The 15282-nt window shown below is 54.4% G+C and carries 14 protein-coding genes; 11 read left to right on the top strand and 3 right to left on the bottom strand.

Features of this window, described 5'->3' with window-relative positions:
- Positions 1–7: 7 nt before the first annotated feature.
- Both DUT67_RS01075 and metJ read right to left on the bottom strand, forming a co-directional pair.
- A complete protein-coding gene (locus DUT67_RS01075; RefSeq protein WP_113627028.1) occupies positions 8–805 on the bottom strand; it encodes an ABC transporter ATP-binding protein in 798 nt (265 codons plus the stop codon).
- A gap of 220 nt (positions 806–1025) precedes the next feature.
- On the bottom strand, positions 1026–1343 hold the full coding sequence (gene metJ / locus DUT67_RS01080) for a met regulon transcriptional regulator MetJ (protein ID WP_005973355.1): 318 nt from the start codon (positions 1341–1343) through the stop codon (positions 1026–1028).
- 187 nt (positions 1344–1530) lie between these two features.
- Here metJ and metB point away from each other — a divergent pair, with 187 nt between their 5' ends.
- The 11 genes from metB (at position 1531) to oxyR (ending at position 13845) form a co-directional block, all read left to right on the top strand.
- On the top strand, positions 1531–2691 hold the full coding sequence (gene metB, locus DUT67_RS01085) for a cystathionine gamma-synthase (RefSeq protein WP_005973357.1): 1161 nt from the start codon (positions 1531–1533) through the stop codon (positions 2689–2691).
- Positions 2692–2693: 2 nt separating this feature from the next.
- Entirely contained in the window at positions 2694–5129 is a 2436-nt protein-coding gene (locus DUT67_RS01090) for a bifunctional aspartate kinase/homoserine dehydrogenase II (protein ID WP_113632470.1), read from the top strand.
- Between the two features lie 207 nt (positions 5130–5336).
- A complete protein-coding gene (locus DUT67_RS01095; protein WP_113627026.1) occupies positions 5337–6503 on the top strand; it encodes an ABC transporter ATP-binding protein in 1167 nt (388 codons plus the stop codon).
- Positions 6504–6552: 49 nt separating this feature from the next.
- Positions 6553–7659: an extracellular solute-binding protein gene (locus DUT67_RS01100; RefSeq protein ID WP_223254623.1), complete on the top strand. Its 1107-nt coding sequence runs from the start codon at positions 6553–6555 to the stop codon at positions 7657–7659.
- Positions 7660–7732: 73 nt separating this feature from the next.
- Complete coding sequence (locus tag DUT67_RS01105; RefSeq protein WP_113627024.1) at positions 7733–8572, top strand: ABC transporter permease; 840 nt, start codon at positions 7733–7735, stop codon at positions 8570–8572.
- Positions 8569–9375 carry an ABC transporter permease gene (locus tag DUT67_RS01110; protein WP_113627023.1) on the top strand — a complete coding sequence of 269 codons (807 nt, stop codon included), beginning with the start codon at positions 8569–8571 and terminating at the stop codon, positions 9373–9375. Before DUT67_RS01105 ends, DUT67_RS01110 begins: the two co-directional genes overlap by 4 nt.
- Positions 9372–10376, top strand: coding sequence for a LacI family DNA-binding transcriptional regulator (locus DUT67_RS01115; RefSeq protein ID WP_113627022.1), 1005 nt, complete (start codon positions 9372–9374; stop codon positions 10374–10376). Before DUT67_RS01110 ends, DUT67_RS01115 begins: the two co-directional genes overlap by 4 nt.
- Positions 10377–10423: 47 nt before the next feature.
- Entirely contained in the window at positions 10424–11185 is a 762-nt protein-coding gene (locus DUT67_RS01120; protein WP_113632469.1) for a phosphodiesterase, read from the top strand.
- 252 nt (positions 11186–11437) lie between these two features.
- Entirely contained in the window at positions 11438–12334 is an 897-nt protein-coding gene (gene metF / locus DUT67_RS01125; RefSeq protein ID WP_113632468.1) for a methylenetetrahydrofolate reductase, read from the top strand.
- A gap of 61 nt (positions 12335–12395) precedes the next feature.
- Positions 12396–12800: a hypothetical protein gene (locus DUT67_RS01130; protein WP_145984877.1), complete on the top strand. Its 405-nt coding sequence runs from the start codon at positions 12396–12398 to the stop codon at positions 12798–12800.
- Positions 12801–12936: 136 nt separating this feature from the next.
- Complete coding sequence (gene oxyR, locus DUT67_RS01135) at positions 12937–13845, top strand: DNA-binding transcriptional regulator OxyR (protein ID WP_113627018.1); 909 nt, start codon at positions 12937–12939, stop codon at positions 13843–13845.
- Here the strand turns inward: oxyR and sthA are convergent.
- Complete coding sequence (gene sthA / locus DUT67_RS01140; RefSeq protein ID WP_048263023.1) at positions 13837–15243, bottom strand: Si-specific NAD(P)(+) transhydrogenase; 1407 nt, start codon at positions 15241–15243, stop codon at positions 13837–13839. The genes oxyR and sthA overlap by 9 nt on opposite strands.
- Positions 15244–15282: the final 39 nt, after the last annotated feature.

Raw genomic sequence — 15282 nt, forward strand, 5'->3', positions numbered from 1 at the left:
GGGTTCCTTAGTGCAGTTCAGGGGCTTCAAAGATGCGAATGGGTGAGCCGTTTAGCGGATGCGGTACCGTAAAGCTCTCCATCCCAAATACGGATTTCACACAGTCGGCGCTCAGCGCGTGTGCAGGCGTTCCCCAGCGGAGTAGCGCACCGTGCTGCAAAACGGCGACGCGATCGGCAAAGGGCGTAATCAGTGGCAGATCGTGCAATACCGCTAGCGTTGAAATACCGCGTTTCCGCACGAGAGACAGCAACTGCGCGCGTGCTAACGGATCGAGATGGTTGGTCGGTTCATCCAGCAGCAGGAGCTGCGGCGTTTGTGCAAAAGCGCGCGCCAGCGCGGCACGCTGACGTTCCCCGCCGGAGAGTGTGCCCAGCAGGCGGTGGCGCAGCGGTAGTAATCCGGTATCGTCCAGCGCTTCATCAATGAGTTGGCGATCGTGCGTAGGTGTGCTGAATCCATGGTGTGGAATGCGTCCTAAGGCGACATATTCTGCGACCCGCAGGCGCAGGTCTGGCGCATCACTTTGCGCCAGAATCGCGATGCGCTTTGCTCGCTCATGACGGCTGAGCGCGTTCAGCGGTTGGCCGTTCAAATGGACATACCCTGCCGTTGCGCTAAGTTCACTGGTCAGCACGCGCAACAGCGTGGATTTGCCGCTGCCATTTGGCCCAATCAGTGCCAAACGCTCGCCCGAGTGCATGGACAACGAAATATCACTGAGTCTTGGAGCCCGATGGGCGTCGGCAACGGAAACATGGTGAAGCTGTAGCAGTACAGGTTTGTTGGAGAGAGGCTCTGTCATGATGCGGCATATCACCGTTATACGCTAAAAATGATATGTTATAACATAACAAATTAAATGCAATCTCGATTCACAACATGGGCGGAAAAGGAAACGAGTGGAAGAAGAGAGGGCGGTTGGTGTTAATGAGGCGGGAGGGGGGCGAATGGGGATTTTCTACATAACAAAACCCCGCCAAAAAAAGCGGGGTTTTGTTAGAAAGATCGATTACAACGAGCGATCAGTATTCCCACGTATCTGGGTCGATGCCCATCTCACGCATGATGATTTTCGCTGCCTCAGGAATTTCATCGCTGCGCTCTTTACGCAGGTCTTCATCATTCGGTAACGGTTGACCTGTGAACGCATGCAGAAACGCTTCGCACAGCAGTTCGCTGTTGGTGGCGTGGCGCAGGTTGTTCACCTGACGACGTGTGCGTTCGTCAGTTAGTATCTTCAATACTTTCAAGGGAATAGATACTGTTATCTTCTTGACCTGTTCGCTTTTTTTACCGTGTTCAGCGTAAGGGCTGACATACTCGCCGTTCCACTCAGCCATGGGATACCTTAAAAATTAATCTAATGAAGACAGCATCTGTCATGAAATGCCACAATTCTAGCGGTTATTATTCTTATGCTCAATCTATACGCAAAGAAGTTTAGATGTCTAGATGTGTTGACGTCTATTAAAACTGCGTTTACTCTTGAGTTCCTATCTTTTCAGCCTCCAGCCAGGAAATGAGCCGATGACGCGTAAACAGGCAACGATCGCAGTCCGCAGTGGGTTAAATGATGACGAGCAGTATGGCTGCGTTGTCCCCCCCATTCACCTTTCCAGCACGTATAACTTTACCGGATTCAATCAGCCACGCGCACACGACTATTCGCGTCGCGGTAACCCTACGCGTGATGTGGTACAGCGTGCGCTTGCCGAACTGGAAGGCGGTGCGGGTGCGGTAATGACGAGCAGCGGGATGTCGGCGATTATGCTGGTTTGCACGGTGTTCCTGCGCCCTGGCGATCTGCTGGTGGCTCCGCATGACTGCTACGGTGGTAGCTATCGTCTGTTTGACAGCCTGAGCAAGCGCGGCGCGTTTCGCGTCAAATTTGTCGATCAAGGTGATACTCATGCGCTCAACGCGGCGTTGGCAGAAAAGCCGAAGCTTGTGCTGGTGGAAAGCCCGAGCAATCCGCTGCTGCGAGTCGTCGATATTGCTGCGATTTGTCAGGCCGCGCGGGAAGCGGGTGCGGTCAGCGTGGTGGATAACACCTTCCTGAGCCCAGCGTTGCAGAAGCCGCTGGAACTGGGAGCCGATTTGGTGGTGCATTCATGTACCAAGTACCTGAATGGTCACTCCGACGTGGTGGCGGGTGCCGTGATTGCCAAAGATGTCGATACCATTACCGAACTGGCCTGGTGGGCGAACAATATTGGTGTGACGGGCGCGGCGTTTGACAGCTATCTGCTGCTACGTGGCCTGCGTACTTTGTCGCCGCGTATGGCGGCCGCGCAGCGTAATGCGCAACAAGTGGTTGAATTCTTGCAGACGCAGCCGTTGGTAAAGGCGTTATACCATCCTTCATTGCCGAATAATCCCGGCCATGATATTGCCCGTCGTCAACAATCTGGTTTTGGCGCTATGCTAAGTTTTGAGCTGGATGGAGATGAAGACACCCTGCGGCGTTTTCTGGCCTCGCTGGAGCTCTTCACGCTGGCGGAATCGCTGGGCGGAGTCGAGAGCCTCATCTCTCATGCCGCAACGATGACGCATGCGGGTATGGCGCCAGAAGCGCGCGCCGCAGCGGGTATCTCTGAAACATTACTGCGTATTTCCACCGGCATTGAAGACGGCGATGATCTGGTTGCCGATCTGGATCGTGCGTTTCAAGCCGCAGCCAAGAGGTAAGAATGAGTGCATTAGGAGTAGCGCCATCGGTAACAGGCCGACAGCTGCATAAGTTTGGCGGTAGCAGTCTGGCTGATGTGAAGTGTTACCTGCGCGTAGCCGGTATTATGGCGGAGTATAGCCACCCCGGTGATTTGATGGTGGTGTCTGCCGCAGGCAGTACCACAAACCAGCTGATTAGCTGGTTGAAGCTGAGCCAGAGCGATCGTCTGTCGGCGCACCAGGTTCAGCAGGCATTACGCCGTTATCAAAGTGAATTAATTGCCGGGCTTTTGCCTGCGCAGGATGCAGAGGCGCTGACAGCCCAGTTTATTCGCGATCTGGAGCGTTTGGCTGCGCTGCTGGATGGCAAGATTACGGATGCTGTCTATGCCGAAGTAGTTGGGCACGGTGAAATTTGGTCGGCTCGCTTGATGTCCGCTGTGCTGAATCATCGGGATATGAATGCAGCCTGGCTAGATGCGCGTGATTTTCTCTGCGCGGAGCGTGCTGCGCAGCCTCAGGTTGACGAAGGGCGCTCCTGGCCGCTGTTGCAGCAATATCTGACGCAACATTCAGGGCAGCGTTTGGTGGTAACCGGTTTTATCTGCCGTAATGACGCGGGTGAAACGGTACTGCTGGGGCGCAACGGGAGTGACTACTCCGCGACGCAAATTGGTGCGCTGGCGGGTGTTGAGCGCGTGACCATCTGGAGCGACGTCGCCGGGGTTTATAGCGCTGATCCGCGTAAAGTGAAAGATGCCTGCCTGCTGCCACTGCTGCGTCTGGATGAGGCCAGCGAGCTGGCACGTCTGGCCGCTCCTGTGTTGCATACGCGTACCTTACAACCCGTTTCCGGTAGCGATATCGATCTGCAACTGCGTTGCAGCTATCAGCCTGAACAGGGGTCGACGCGTATCGAACGCGTGCTGGCCTCGGGTACGGGGGCTAAAATTGTCACCAGCCATGATGATGTGTGCCTGATTGAAGTTCAGGTTCCTTCCGAACACGATTTCGCGCTGTTGCAAAAAGAAGTCGAACAGCTTCTGAACCGTGCGCAGTTGAAACCGCTGGCGATTGGCGTTCATCAGGATCGTAGCCTGCTGCAACTGTGCTACACCTCCGAAGTGGTGGAAAGCGCATTACAGTTGCTGACACAGGCCGCTTTGCCAGTTGAACTCAGCGAGCGTGATGGGTTGGCGATGGTCGCCATGGTCGGTGCGGGCGTGGGTAAAAACCCGCTACACAGCCACCGTTTCTACCAGCAATTGAAAGATCAGCCGATTGAATTTGTCCGCCAGGCCGATGATGGCATCAGTCTGGTGGCCGTTTTGCGTGTTGGCCCGACGGAACATTTGATTCGCGGCTTGCACCATTCGCTGTTCCGCGCAGAAAAGCGTATCGGTCTGGTGCTGTTCGGCAAGGGAAATATTGGTTCACGCTGGCTGGAGCTGTTTGCGCGTGAGCAGAGCAACCTTTCTGCACGTACCGGCTTCGAATTTGTGCTGGCTGGCGTGGTGGACAGTACGCGCAGCCTGTTGAACTATGATGGGCTGGATGCCAGCCGCGCGTTGGCTTTCTTCGAAAGTGAAGCGCAAGAGCGGGATGGCGAAGATCTGTTCCTGTGGATGCGTGCGCACCCCTTTGATGATTTAGTGGTATTGGACGTTACTGCCAGTGAATCGGTTGCCGATCTGTATCTGGATTTCGCCAGCTATGGTTTTCACGTCATCAGCGCCAACAAACTGGCGGGTGCATCCGGCGGCAATAACTATCGCCAGATCCGCGATGCTTTCGCCAAAACGGATCGCCACTGGCTGTATAACGCGACCGTTGGCGCGGGTTTGCCGGTCAACTTTGCCGTACGCGATTTACGGGAAAGCGGCGACAGTATTCTGTCGATTAGCGGGATTTTTTCCGGCACGCTCTCTTGGCTATTTTTGCAGTTCGACGGCACCGTACCGTTCACCGAACTGGTCGATCAGGCTTGCCAGCAGGGGTTGACCGAACCGGATCCGCGCGTTGACCTCTCCGGTCAGGATGTCATGCGTAAGCTGGTGATTCTGGCACGCGAGGCGGGATATGATATCGAACCTAGCCAGGTTCGGGTCGAGTCGCTGGTTCCGCCGAGCTGTGAACAGGGATCTGTCGATTACTTTTTTGAAAACGGCGATTCGCTGAACGAACAGATGCTGCAACGTCTGGAAGCTGCACAGGAAATGGGCTTGGTTTTGCGCCATGTCGCACGCTTTGACAGCAACGGTAAAGCGCGCGTCGGCGTCGAGGCAGTCCGTCCCGATCACCCTCTGGCTTCGCTGTTGCCGGGTGACAATGTATTTGCGATTGAAAGCCGTTGGTATCGGGATAACCCGTTGGTTATCCGTGGACCGGGTGCGGGGCGCGATGTGACGGCGGGTGCGCTTCAATCTGATCTAAGCCGTTTGGTGCAGTTACTGTAATTGCAATATCACCGTTGGCCGTTTCCGCGTATTGGGGAGACGGCCAATACTAAAGAGATACGCCCCTTCATTTCCCGGACCTTCCAAACGTTTTCTGCCGCTATGCCCCGTCAGTCTTGTCATTGAAATGTCATGGTGACAACACGCCACTGACACGATTTCACCGCACAATCTGCGCATTGTTTGTTTATCGTGGAATGCACAGCTGTGCAAAAAACAACGTCCTCTGCGGCAACCCCGCACATTGTTATCGACCATCTACATGTTGGATACGGCACAACAGCCGTATTGAACGATATCCATCTGGAGATTGCGCAGGGCGAATTCGTTGCGTTACTCGGTTCGTCGGGGTGCGGCAAAACGACGCTATTGCGTACGGTTGCTGGTTTCTCGTCACCGCGTTCGGGAACTATTCGCGTTAACGGGCAGGATATGACGCAAGCGCCGCCAGAGAAACGCGGAATGGCGCTGGTGTTTCAGAGCTATGCGCTGTGGCCGCATATGACGGTAGCGCAGCATATTGCGTACGGGCTGCGTTTGCGCCGTGTACCGCGTGCGGAAATAGCCAGTCGCGTAGCGGAACTGGAAACGATGCTGGGTTTGACGGGATTGAGCGCCCGTAAGCCTGCGGAACTGTCCGGTGGGCAGCGCCAGCGCGTCGCTCTGGGTCGCGCACTGGCGGTACGACCCGATATTCTGCTGTTGGACGAACCGCTCTCCAATCTGGATACCCGCATTCGTCTACAACTGCGTGATGAAATCCGTGCGCTGCAACAGCGGCTGGGGTTGACCGCGATCCACGTTACGCACGATCGGGAAGAAGCGATGGTGATGGCGGATCGTATCGTGATTTTGAATCAGGGTCGCATCATGCAGGCGGGTAGCCCGCAAGAGGTGTATCACCATCCGGCCAGCTCGTTTGTCGCGGCGTTTATGGGCGCAGAAAATCGGCTCGTGCTGGACGCTCGCTATGACGGCGATACGCTGATGATTCCTGGGGATGCAGAAAGCCACTCACTGGTGCCTGCGAACACGTCGCTACAGCCCGGTCCGATAGAGGCGCGCTTCCGTGCGGAGGCTGCTCAGCTTTACGATCCGGCAGACGTTCCTCTCATCCAGCCCGGCATGTTGATGCGCTACGGCACGGTGCTGTCACAAAGTTACCCCGGCGGATACTGGCTGCATACGATTGCCAGTGGAACGTGGCGGATACAGGTTCATGCCACTCACCCTTATGCCATTGGACAGCGGGTTGCCGTGCAGATCCCCGCCGAGGCACTGTTTCTTTTCCCGCTGGCAGAAGAGCCCACATCGCTGACGGCGGAACCCAATACGACTTCACTTTATTCCCCGCTTCCTGGCCTGACGGCCTGACCCTGAATTGGAGACAAATGATATGAAACGCATTTTTGCTGCAACGCTGATGATGAGTACGCCGCTGGCTGCTGTGCAAGCACAGGAATTAACCGTGTTGACGGCGGGCGATCAGAATATGGTCGACTATGTGAACGAATACTTAGGGCCGCTGTTTGAGAAGCAGCATCCCGGCGTAAAAGTGCGTGCTGTTGGCACTGGTCCGGGCGATGCAGGGTCGCAGAAAATCCTTGAGCGCTTTACTGCGCAGCAGGCTGCGGGTGCCAAAGTATGGGACACCGATGTCGCGGTTGTGCATGAGAAATTTGTCGGCCCGATGGTGCAAAAGGGCGATCTGCTGAAGTATCGCGATGATATCGCCAGCGGCAAGCTGGTCAGCATGGCCGCAGCAGATAAAGCCATGGGCACAGATGTGAAAGGTTATGTGATGCCGATGTTCAGTAGCCAGACGGCACTAGCTTATAACCCTGGCATGGTGGCTAATCCGCCTAAAAGCTATGACGAAATCCAGCAGTGGGCGGCCGCGAATCCGAAAATGTTTGGTTATAACGGGATTAAGGGCGGCGCATCGGGCGTCAGTTTTGTGATGGGCTGGATTTACGCTTACGGCGGCGATGCACAGAAGCTGATGAACGGACCGTTTGACGAAGCAGAAGCGAAGAAATGGCAGCCAGCGTTTGAACGCCTGAAAGCCTTTAACAAGAACGTGACGCTGACGCCGGGCAACGCGGGCACGCTCGATATGTTGAGTCGTGGTGAAATCGCCATGGGGCCGGTGTGGGTCGACATGTTCTATTCCTGGAAAGCGAGTGGGCAACTGCCAGACAATTTCAAACTGCTGCTTCCTGCACCGGGTATGCCGGGACAGCCGATGCACTACGTCATCCCCGCACAGGCACCGAATCGTGAACTGGCGAAACAGTTTGTTGAACTGGCAACCAGCGCCAAAGTGCAGGCTGAAGGGATTGTAGAGCGCTTTAACTGGTATCCGGGGATTGATGCCAAGTACGTTCAGGCTGAGCTGAAACCTGAAATTTGGCAACGCCTGTTTACCGATGTGACGCCTGATGAGCTGGCGAGCAAAGGCAAGACTTTCCCTATCGCGCCTTATCACACCGCGATCCTGAACGCCTATGAGCAAGCGATGGCGAAGTAATAATTCCCTAAATTTTTATACCCTTAGTATTACAGGCGCTCTGGCGGGATGAAGCCAGAGCGCGGAGACATTCATGTTGCAAGTATCCCAATTCTCTTCCCGACTGGCGGGGATCGCGCTTGTGTTACCCGCTTTGGCGGTGGTGGCAGTTTGTTTTATCACGCCGCTAGGGCTGTCGGTTGGGGGCGCTTTTGTCAGTCAGAATGGCGTGGGCATTGATAATTTTGTCACGGCATTGACGCTGTATCTGCCCGATATCCTGTTTACTCTGATGATTGTGAGCCTCGCTACGCTGCTGATCGGCCTGCTGTCCGTCCTGATTGGCGGTTACCTGACGTTGGGGGAAAGCCCGCGCATGGTGGCGCTGCTGCGTTGGGTATATCGCTGGCCGCTGTTTATCCCTTTTATCGTGACAGGGCAAATTTTACGCACATTTCTGGCCAAAAACGGCTGGCTGAATGGCGCGCTGGATACACTCGGTATCGTCGATATTGCCAGCGCCAGCAACTGGCTGGATTGGCGTGGCATCGTATTTGCCTTCGTCTGGAAACAGACGCCGTTTGTGGCGCTGTTGGTCGCGGGTGCGATGGCGTCGCTGGATCGCACGATGATAGAGTCCGCCCGTAACTTAGGCGCATCGCGCCTGCGTATTCTGTGCGAAATAGTGGTGCCGCAGGTTGGGCAAACGCTGCTCACCGGACTCATTCTCTCTTTCGTCACCATGATGTCGGTACTGTCCGTGCCGATGATGATCAATGCCCAGTCGCCGACGATGTTAACCGCCAATATTGCTTTCCGTATTAACGCCTACGGCGATTATGGCGTGGCGAATGCGTTGGGGGTGATTTCCCTGCTGATGACAGGCCTGTTTGCTGTGATTTATCTCCGCCTGAATATGAGGGAGAAGACATGAAGAACGTGCTGTGGTGGATCCCGAGAATGCTGATTCTGGGGACGCTGATCTTCTTGATCTTTGGACCATTGGCGAACCTCCTGCTGTGGTCGGTAGCGGAAAAATGGTTCTATCCTCATCTGTTGCCCAATGACTGGGGTTTTGCCTTCTGGAAGCGAGTGTTTTCAACGCGCGGCGTGGCTTGGGAAGCATTGGGGAATAGCGTGCTGGTGGCGGTATTTACAGTGCTGGCATCGCTGTCGCTGGCGATTCCGGCTGGGTATGCATTGGCGCGTCTGGCGTTGCCTGCCCGTGGGCTGATACTGCTGGTATTCCTGATCCCACAGGCGTTTCCGAATCTGACGGTGTACGTCAATATTGCTCGCCTGTTTTATCAGTGGGGGCTGAACGGCACGCTGCTGGGTGTTGTGCTGGTTCACACGGTACACGGGCTGGTGTTTGCCGTTTGGATTGCTTCAGCGGCATTCTCTGCGGTGGGGCGTGAAATGGAACAGGCAGCACGTTCAATAGGCGCAGGGCCGTGGCGTGCCTTTGTCGATATTACTCTGCCGCTGGCTATGCCGGGTCTGATGGCGTCTGCCATTTTTGTTTTCCTCGAATCGCTGGATGAGTTTACCGGCAGCTATTTTGTAGGCGCGCCGGATGTGCAGATGATGCCACTGCTGCTCTATACCGCAGGGGCGGGCGGTAACTATCAGATTGCCTCTATTACCGCGCTGGTACTGCTGATTCCTTCTGTCTTGTTCATGCTGGTCGTGGAGCGTTTTCTGAAAGCTGACGTTATGGCAAGGATAGGAAAATGACGGTGGGTAAACCGGGTTACGTTAGCGCACAGGATGTCGCGCGTCGGGCTGGTGTATCGCGCTCGGCGGTGTCCCGTAGTTTTACCCCCGGTGCAAGCGTGTCTGCTGCCACCTATGCCAAAGTGATGGCAGCAGCGCAGGAGCTGGGATATCAGGTTAACGATTTGGCGCGTGGCTTGCTGACGAACCGTAGCCGTCTGGTGGGGCTGGTGGTGACACATCCTGAGGTCGGGTTTCGTGCCAATTTGGTCGCGGAGCTATCGCAGGCGTTAATTCAACGCGGCTCGATACCTGTTCTTATTAACACTGGCCATGTGCGAGAAGCGATGGTTGCAGCGCGTTCAATTCTATTCGGCCATCGGGCAGAAGCGACGATTGTGCTTTCCGGCTCGCCGCCTAAAGAATTTGTCGAATTGGCACAGCTAAATGGGCAGCCGCTGATTGTCATTGGGCGGCACGAACCGGCGTGTGACAGTGTACACATCGATAATGATACCGCCGCGCGCATGGCGGCACGGCTTTTTGCCTCATCGGGCAGAACACGTCTTGCTTTGGCCGGAGCGGCTTCGGCAACGCCCAATATCATGGAACGTGAACAGGCGTTTTGTGAGGAGGCGCGCGTATTAGGGCTATCCGTGGCCGTCGTGCGCGGTGGTGATACGGATTATGACGACGGGCTGGCGGTGGGGCAGACGCTGTTTTCACTCCCAGAAGCGGCCAGACCTGATGCGGTGTTCTGTGTTAACGATTTAGTCGCGTTTGGCGTGATCGATCGCGCAAAGCAATGTGGGCTTGCTGTTCCGCAAGATCTCATGGTTATCGGGTTTGACGATATTCCGGCCGCAGGGTGGGATGCTTATGCATTGACAACGTTTCGTCAGGATCCCGCAACGATGGCGGCACAGGCGTTGGCGTTGCTCGATCGACGCCAATCTCATCTACAAGAACCCGCGTGCCGAGCGAAAGTGGCTGCTCCGTTAATCCGTCGCCAGTCTGCGTAACGGTATTGATGAACAACAGCGCGTGGATAGTAAAACCGAGGATAACGATGAAACTGATTCAACTTTCCGACCTGCATCTGACCGCTCAAGGCGGCAACTTGCATGGTCGCGATCCCGAACTGCAACTGAAAGCGGCGATTGCTGATATCAACGCCCATCATCGCGATGCCGATTTGGTTGTGATCTCCGGCGATCTGTCCGATGACGGCAGTGCGGCATCTTATACGTTTCTGGCATCGGCGCTGGCTGAACTACAGGTTCCTTGGCGTGTGACGATGGGGAATCACGACGATCGGGACGTGTTTTTGGCTCAGTTCCCGACGCAGTCGGATGAAAACGGATTTGTGCAAAGCGTGACGGCGGTAGGGGATGATTGTGTCATTCTGCTGGACTCGTTACATGCAGGTGAAGTGGCCGGAACGCTGTGCTCCGTGCGATTAACATGGCTTGAGCAGCAGCTTCAGGCCGCAGAAGGAAAGAATGTGTTCCTGTTCCTGCATCATCCACCGATGTCGATTGGGCTGCCAGCGCTTGATGACGTTCGGCTGGTTCCTGAGGCGGCAGAGGCACTGTCCCAGATATGCCACCGCGTCGGTAATGTGCGGCATATTTCGGCGGGGCACGTGCATCGGCCTGCTAGCGGTGGCTGGCGAGGCATATCGTTCAGCACGATACGCGGTACCAATCATCAGTCTGCCCTGCGTTTCGCTCCGGGATTTGAAGTCAGTCTGGAAGCTCCGCAGTACGCTATTTTTCTGACGACGAAAGACGGGCACACCGTACATTTTCACGATTTCCCCTGCGCCTGACGGCGTATTTCCTAGGTTATCGTGATTGCACACGAAACTGTCTCCGCGTTGACATAACAATGTGACGAAGAGACTGCACTTTTGCGAGAAACCCATCATGAACTTTTTTCATTTACCGTGAGCAATCATCACCTCTATCGGGCTGAAAAACGTTGACTCTTTAAGCGGATTACGTCATTTTCTATATAGACGTCTAAACGTATAGACGTGTGGCGAATGATAATAACAATCACGGTCAACGGGGTAGCAGGTATGAGCTTTTTTCACGCAAACCAGCGGGAAGCGCTGAATCAAAGTCTGGCGGAATTGCAGGGACGCATTAATGTGTCGTTCGAGTTTTTCCCGCCACGTACCAGCGAGATGGAAGAAACCCTGTGGAACTCGATTGATCGACTGAGCAGCCTGAAGCCTAAGTTTGTTTCCGTGACCTACGGGGCGAATTCTGGCGAGCGTGACCGTACTCACAGCATTATCAAAACGATCAAAGAACGTACCGGTCTGGAAGCGGCACCTCACCTGACCTGTATTGATGCCTCGCGTGAACAGCTGCGTGAAATCGCGCAGGATTACTGGCAAAGCGGTATCCGCCATATTGTTGCGCTGCGCGGCGATTTGCCCCCAGAAGGCGGCAAGCCGGAAATGTATGCGGCGGATCTGGTTTCCCTGCTGAAAGAGGTTGGCGATTTCGATATTTCGGTTGCCGCTTATCCTGAGGTTCACCCTGAAGCCAAAAGCGCGCAGGCTGACCTGATCAACCTGAAACACAAGATTGATGCTGGCGCGAATCGCGCTATCACACAGTTCTTTTTCGACGTAGAAAGCTATCTGCGGTTCCGTGACCGCTGCGTGGCAACGGGCATCGACGTAGAAATCGTGCCGGGTATTCTGCCGGTATCGAACTTCAAGCAACTGCAAAAATTTGCCACGATGACAAACGTGCGCGTGCCGAACTGGATGACAAGTGTGTTTGACGGCCTGGATAACGACCCAGAAACTCGCAAAATGGTCGGTGCGTCTATCGCGATGGACATGGTGAAAATCCTGAGCCGCGAAGGGGTAAAAGATTTCCACTTCTATACGTTGAATCGTGCCGAGCTAAGCTACGCCATTTGCCACACGCTGGGTGTCCGCCCTGACGTGGCACGCTGAGGCGACGCGCAAGATTTCAGGAAGAAAAAGGGCTGTCACGCTGTTGCCGTAGATTCAGGTATTGGAATATCTGTCACTACGGCTTGTGGGAGCCTTGAAAGGGAGGAGTCTCAAGGATGAGATTCCTATTCGTCAGGTTCTGCTGACAGCCACGGATCTGAAGCACCGTTTATCTCTCGAGCTCGTTTTATCACTCATCATTTTTATTTCTAATAGCTGTATGATGGCCGCCCGGCAACGTTATTCATCATTCCCTCTGGATATTCGAACGTTATTTTTTACCCGCCTATTTCCATATCGTGAACAGTTTCGTCTTCTGGTCAGCTTTCTAGACATCGATCGCGAGGGTATCGTTGACCAACGCACACAAAATGCTGTCGATACCAAATCGCTTGATGATGTCAGTCCGCTTGTTATAGCGTGGCTGGGAACTGGTAGGTATGCCCTGGTGGTACCGAAACCGTAAAAATATTGTTTTATTCTTGTAGAAATAAATAGATACGCTTCGGTGGGATATATTATTCATTTTGGATGTTGATAGGGATTATCGTTCATTGATATCCTATCTATCGCTGTTAGCTATCATGATAAGGAGAATAATAATGAATATTCGGGACTTAGAGTATCTTGTCGCGCTGGCGGAGCATCGCCACTTTCGGCGTGCGGCGGATTCCTGCCATGTCAGTCAGCCAACACTCAGTGGACAGATTCGTAAACTGGAAGATGAGCTAGGCGTGATGCTGCTGGAGCGAACCAGTCGCAAGGTACTATTTACGCAGGCTGGGCTGCTGTTGGTTGAGCAGGCGCGAACGGTATTGCGCGAGGTCAAAGTATTAAAAGAGATGGCGAGCCAGCAGGGTGAAACCATGTCCGGGCCGCTGCACATTGGCCTGATCCCCACGGTGGGGCCTTATCTGCTGCCGCAAATCATTCCGATGCTGCATCGTACGTTCCCCAAGCTCGAAATGTATCTGCACGAAGCGCAAACACATCAACTGCTTGCCCAGTTGGACAGCGGCAAACTGGACTGCGCTATTCTGGCGATGGTGAAAGAGTCTGAGGCTTTTATCGAAGTTCCTCTGTTTGACGAGCCGATGAAACTGGCGATTTATCAGGATCACCCTTGGGCGAACCGCGAACGTGTGGCGATGTCCGATCTCGCGGGTGAAAAGCTGCTGATGCTGGAAGATGGCCACTGTCTGCGCGATCAGGCGATGGGCTTCTGTTTTCAAGCCGGGGCTGATGAAGATACGCATTTCCGGGCGACCAGTCTGGAGACACTGCGCAACATGGTCGCAGCCGGAAGTGGTATTACGCTGCTGCCAGCGTTATCGGTTCCGCGTGAGCGTGAGCGCGATGGTGTCTGCTATTTGCCGTGTTATAAACCGGAGCCTAAGCGTACTGTCGCGCTGGTGTATCGCCCCGGTTCACCGCTGCGCGGACGCTATGAGCAGCTTGCTGATACCATCCGCGAGCATATGCAGGGCTATATGGAAAATCTGTCAAAATAAGCGGTTAAGTCCGTTCAACGCCGCCACGCGGTAAGCTTCTGCCATGGTTGGATAGTTGAAGGTGGTATTAACGAAATATTCGATAGTATTACCTTCACCTTTCTGTTCCATGATGGCCTGCCCGATGTGGATAATCTCAGCGGCGCGTTCGCCAAAGCAGTGAATCCCCAGAATCTGTTTCGTTTCGCGGTGAAACAGAATCTTCAAGCTCCCCACATTCATTCCAACAATCTGCGCCCGTGCCAGATGTTTGAACTGTGCCCGACCCACTTCATAAGGCACTTTCATCGCGGTGAGCTCTTGCTCGGTTTTCCCCACAGAGCTGATTTCTGGGATGGTATAAATGCCAGTGGGAATATCTTCGATCAGATGCGCGCTGGCGTCGCCTTTAATGATTGCTTGCGCGGCGAGTCTGCCCTGATCGTAAGCGGCTGATGCCAGACTGGGATAACCGATGACATCACCGATGGCATAAATGTGTGCCAGCGCAGTCTGGTACATACTGTTGACCTTGAGCTGGCCGCGGCTGTCGGTGCTCAGGCCGATATTTTCCAGCCCCAGTGTTTCCGTGTTCCCCGTGCGTCCGTTGGCATAGAGTAGACAATCCGCCTTCATCTTTTTGCCTGATTTCAGATTGACGATGACGCCGTCAGACAGCCCTTCAATACTGTCGAATTCTTCGTTGTGGCGGATAACCACGCCGTTGTTCCAGAAATGGTAGGACAGCGCATCCGACATTTCCTGGTCGAGAAAGGCCAGCAGCCTATCGCGGGTGTTGATTAAATCGACCTTAACGCTCAGGCCGCGAAAGATAGAAGCGTATTCGCAGCCGATAACGCCCGCGCCATAGATAATGACGTGCTGAGGCTCGTGGTCGAGTTGCAGAATAGAGTCGCTGTCGTAAATGCGCGGATGGTTGAAGTCGACTTCTACCGGATGATACGGACGTGAGCCGGTCGCGATAATGATATTCGCGGCGGTCAGTGTTTCATGAGTATTATCTGGGTAGTGAACGGCAATCGTATGGGCGTCGATGAAGCTGGCTTCACCGGAGAACAGCTCGCACTGATTACGCTCATAAAATCCTTGTCGCATACGGGTTTGCTGACCAATAACGCTGTCGGCATGGCGCAGAATGTCGGAAAATGAGGAGCGAATAATGCGGGAGTTGTCACTGTAGAGGGGGTTTTGATTGAACTCGATAATACGGCTGACGGCGTGGCGAAGGGCTTTTGAAGGAATCGTACCCCAGTGGGTACAGCCGCCGCCGACGTTGTAGTGGCGTTCAATCACCGCAATTTTAGCGCCGTGCTTGGCCAATCCCATTGCTGCACCTTCACCGCCGGGACCGGAACCAATAACGATGGCATCATAATCGAATTGATGTTCTAGAGTCATGGTAGGTTAAACCTGTTTTTATACAAATTAATAACGCGA

Source organism: Pectobacterium peruviense, from assembly GCF_003312355.2.
In the GTDB taxonomy this organism is placed as follows: Bacteria; Pseudomonadota; Gammaproteobacteria; order Enterobacterales; family Enterobacteriaceae; genus Pectobacterium; species Pectobacterium peruviense.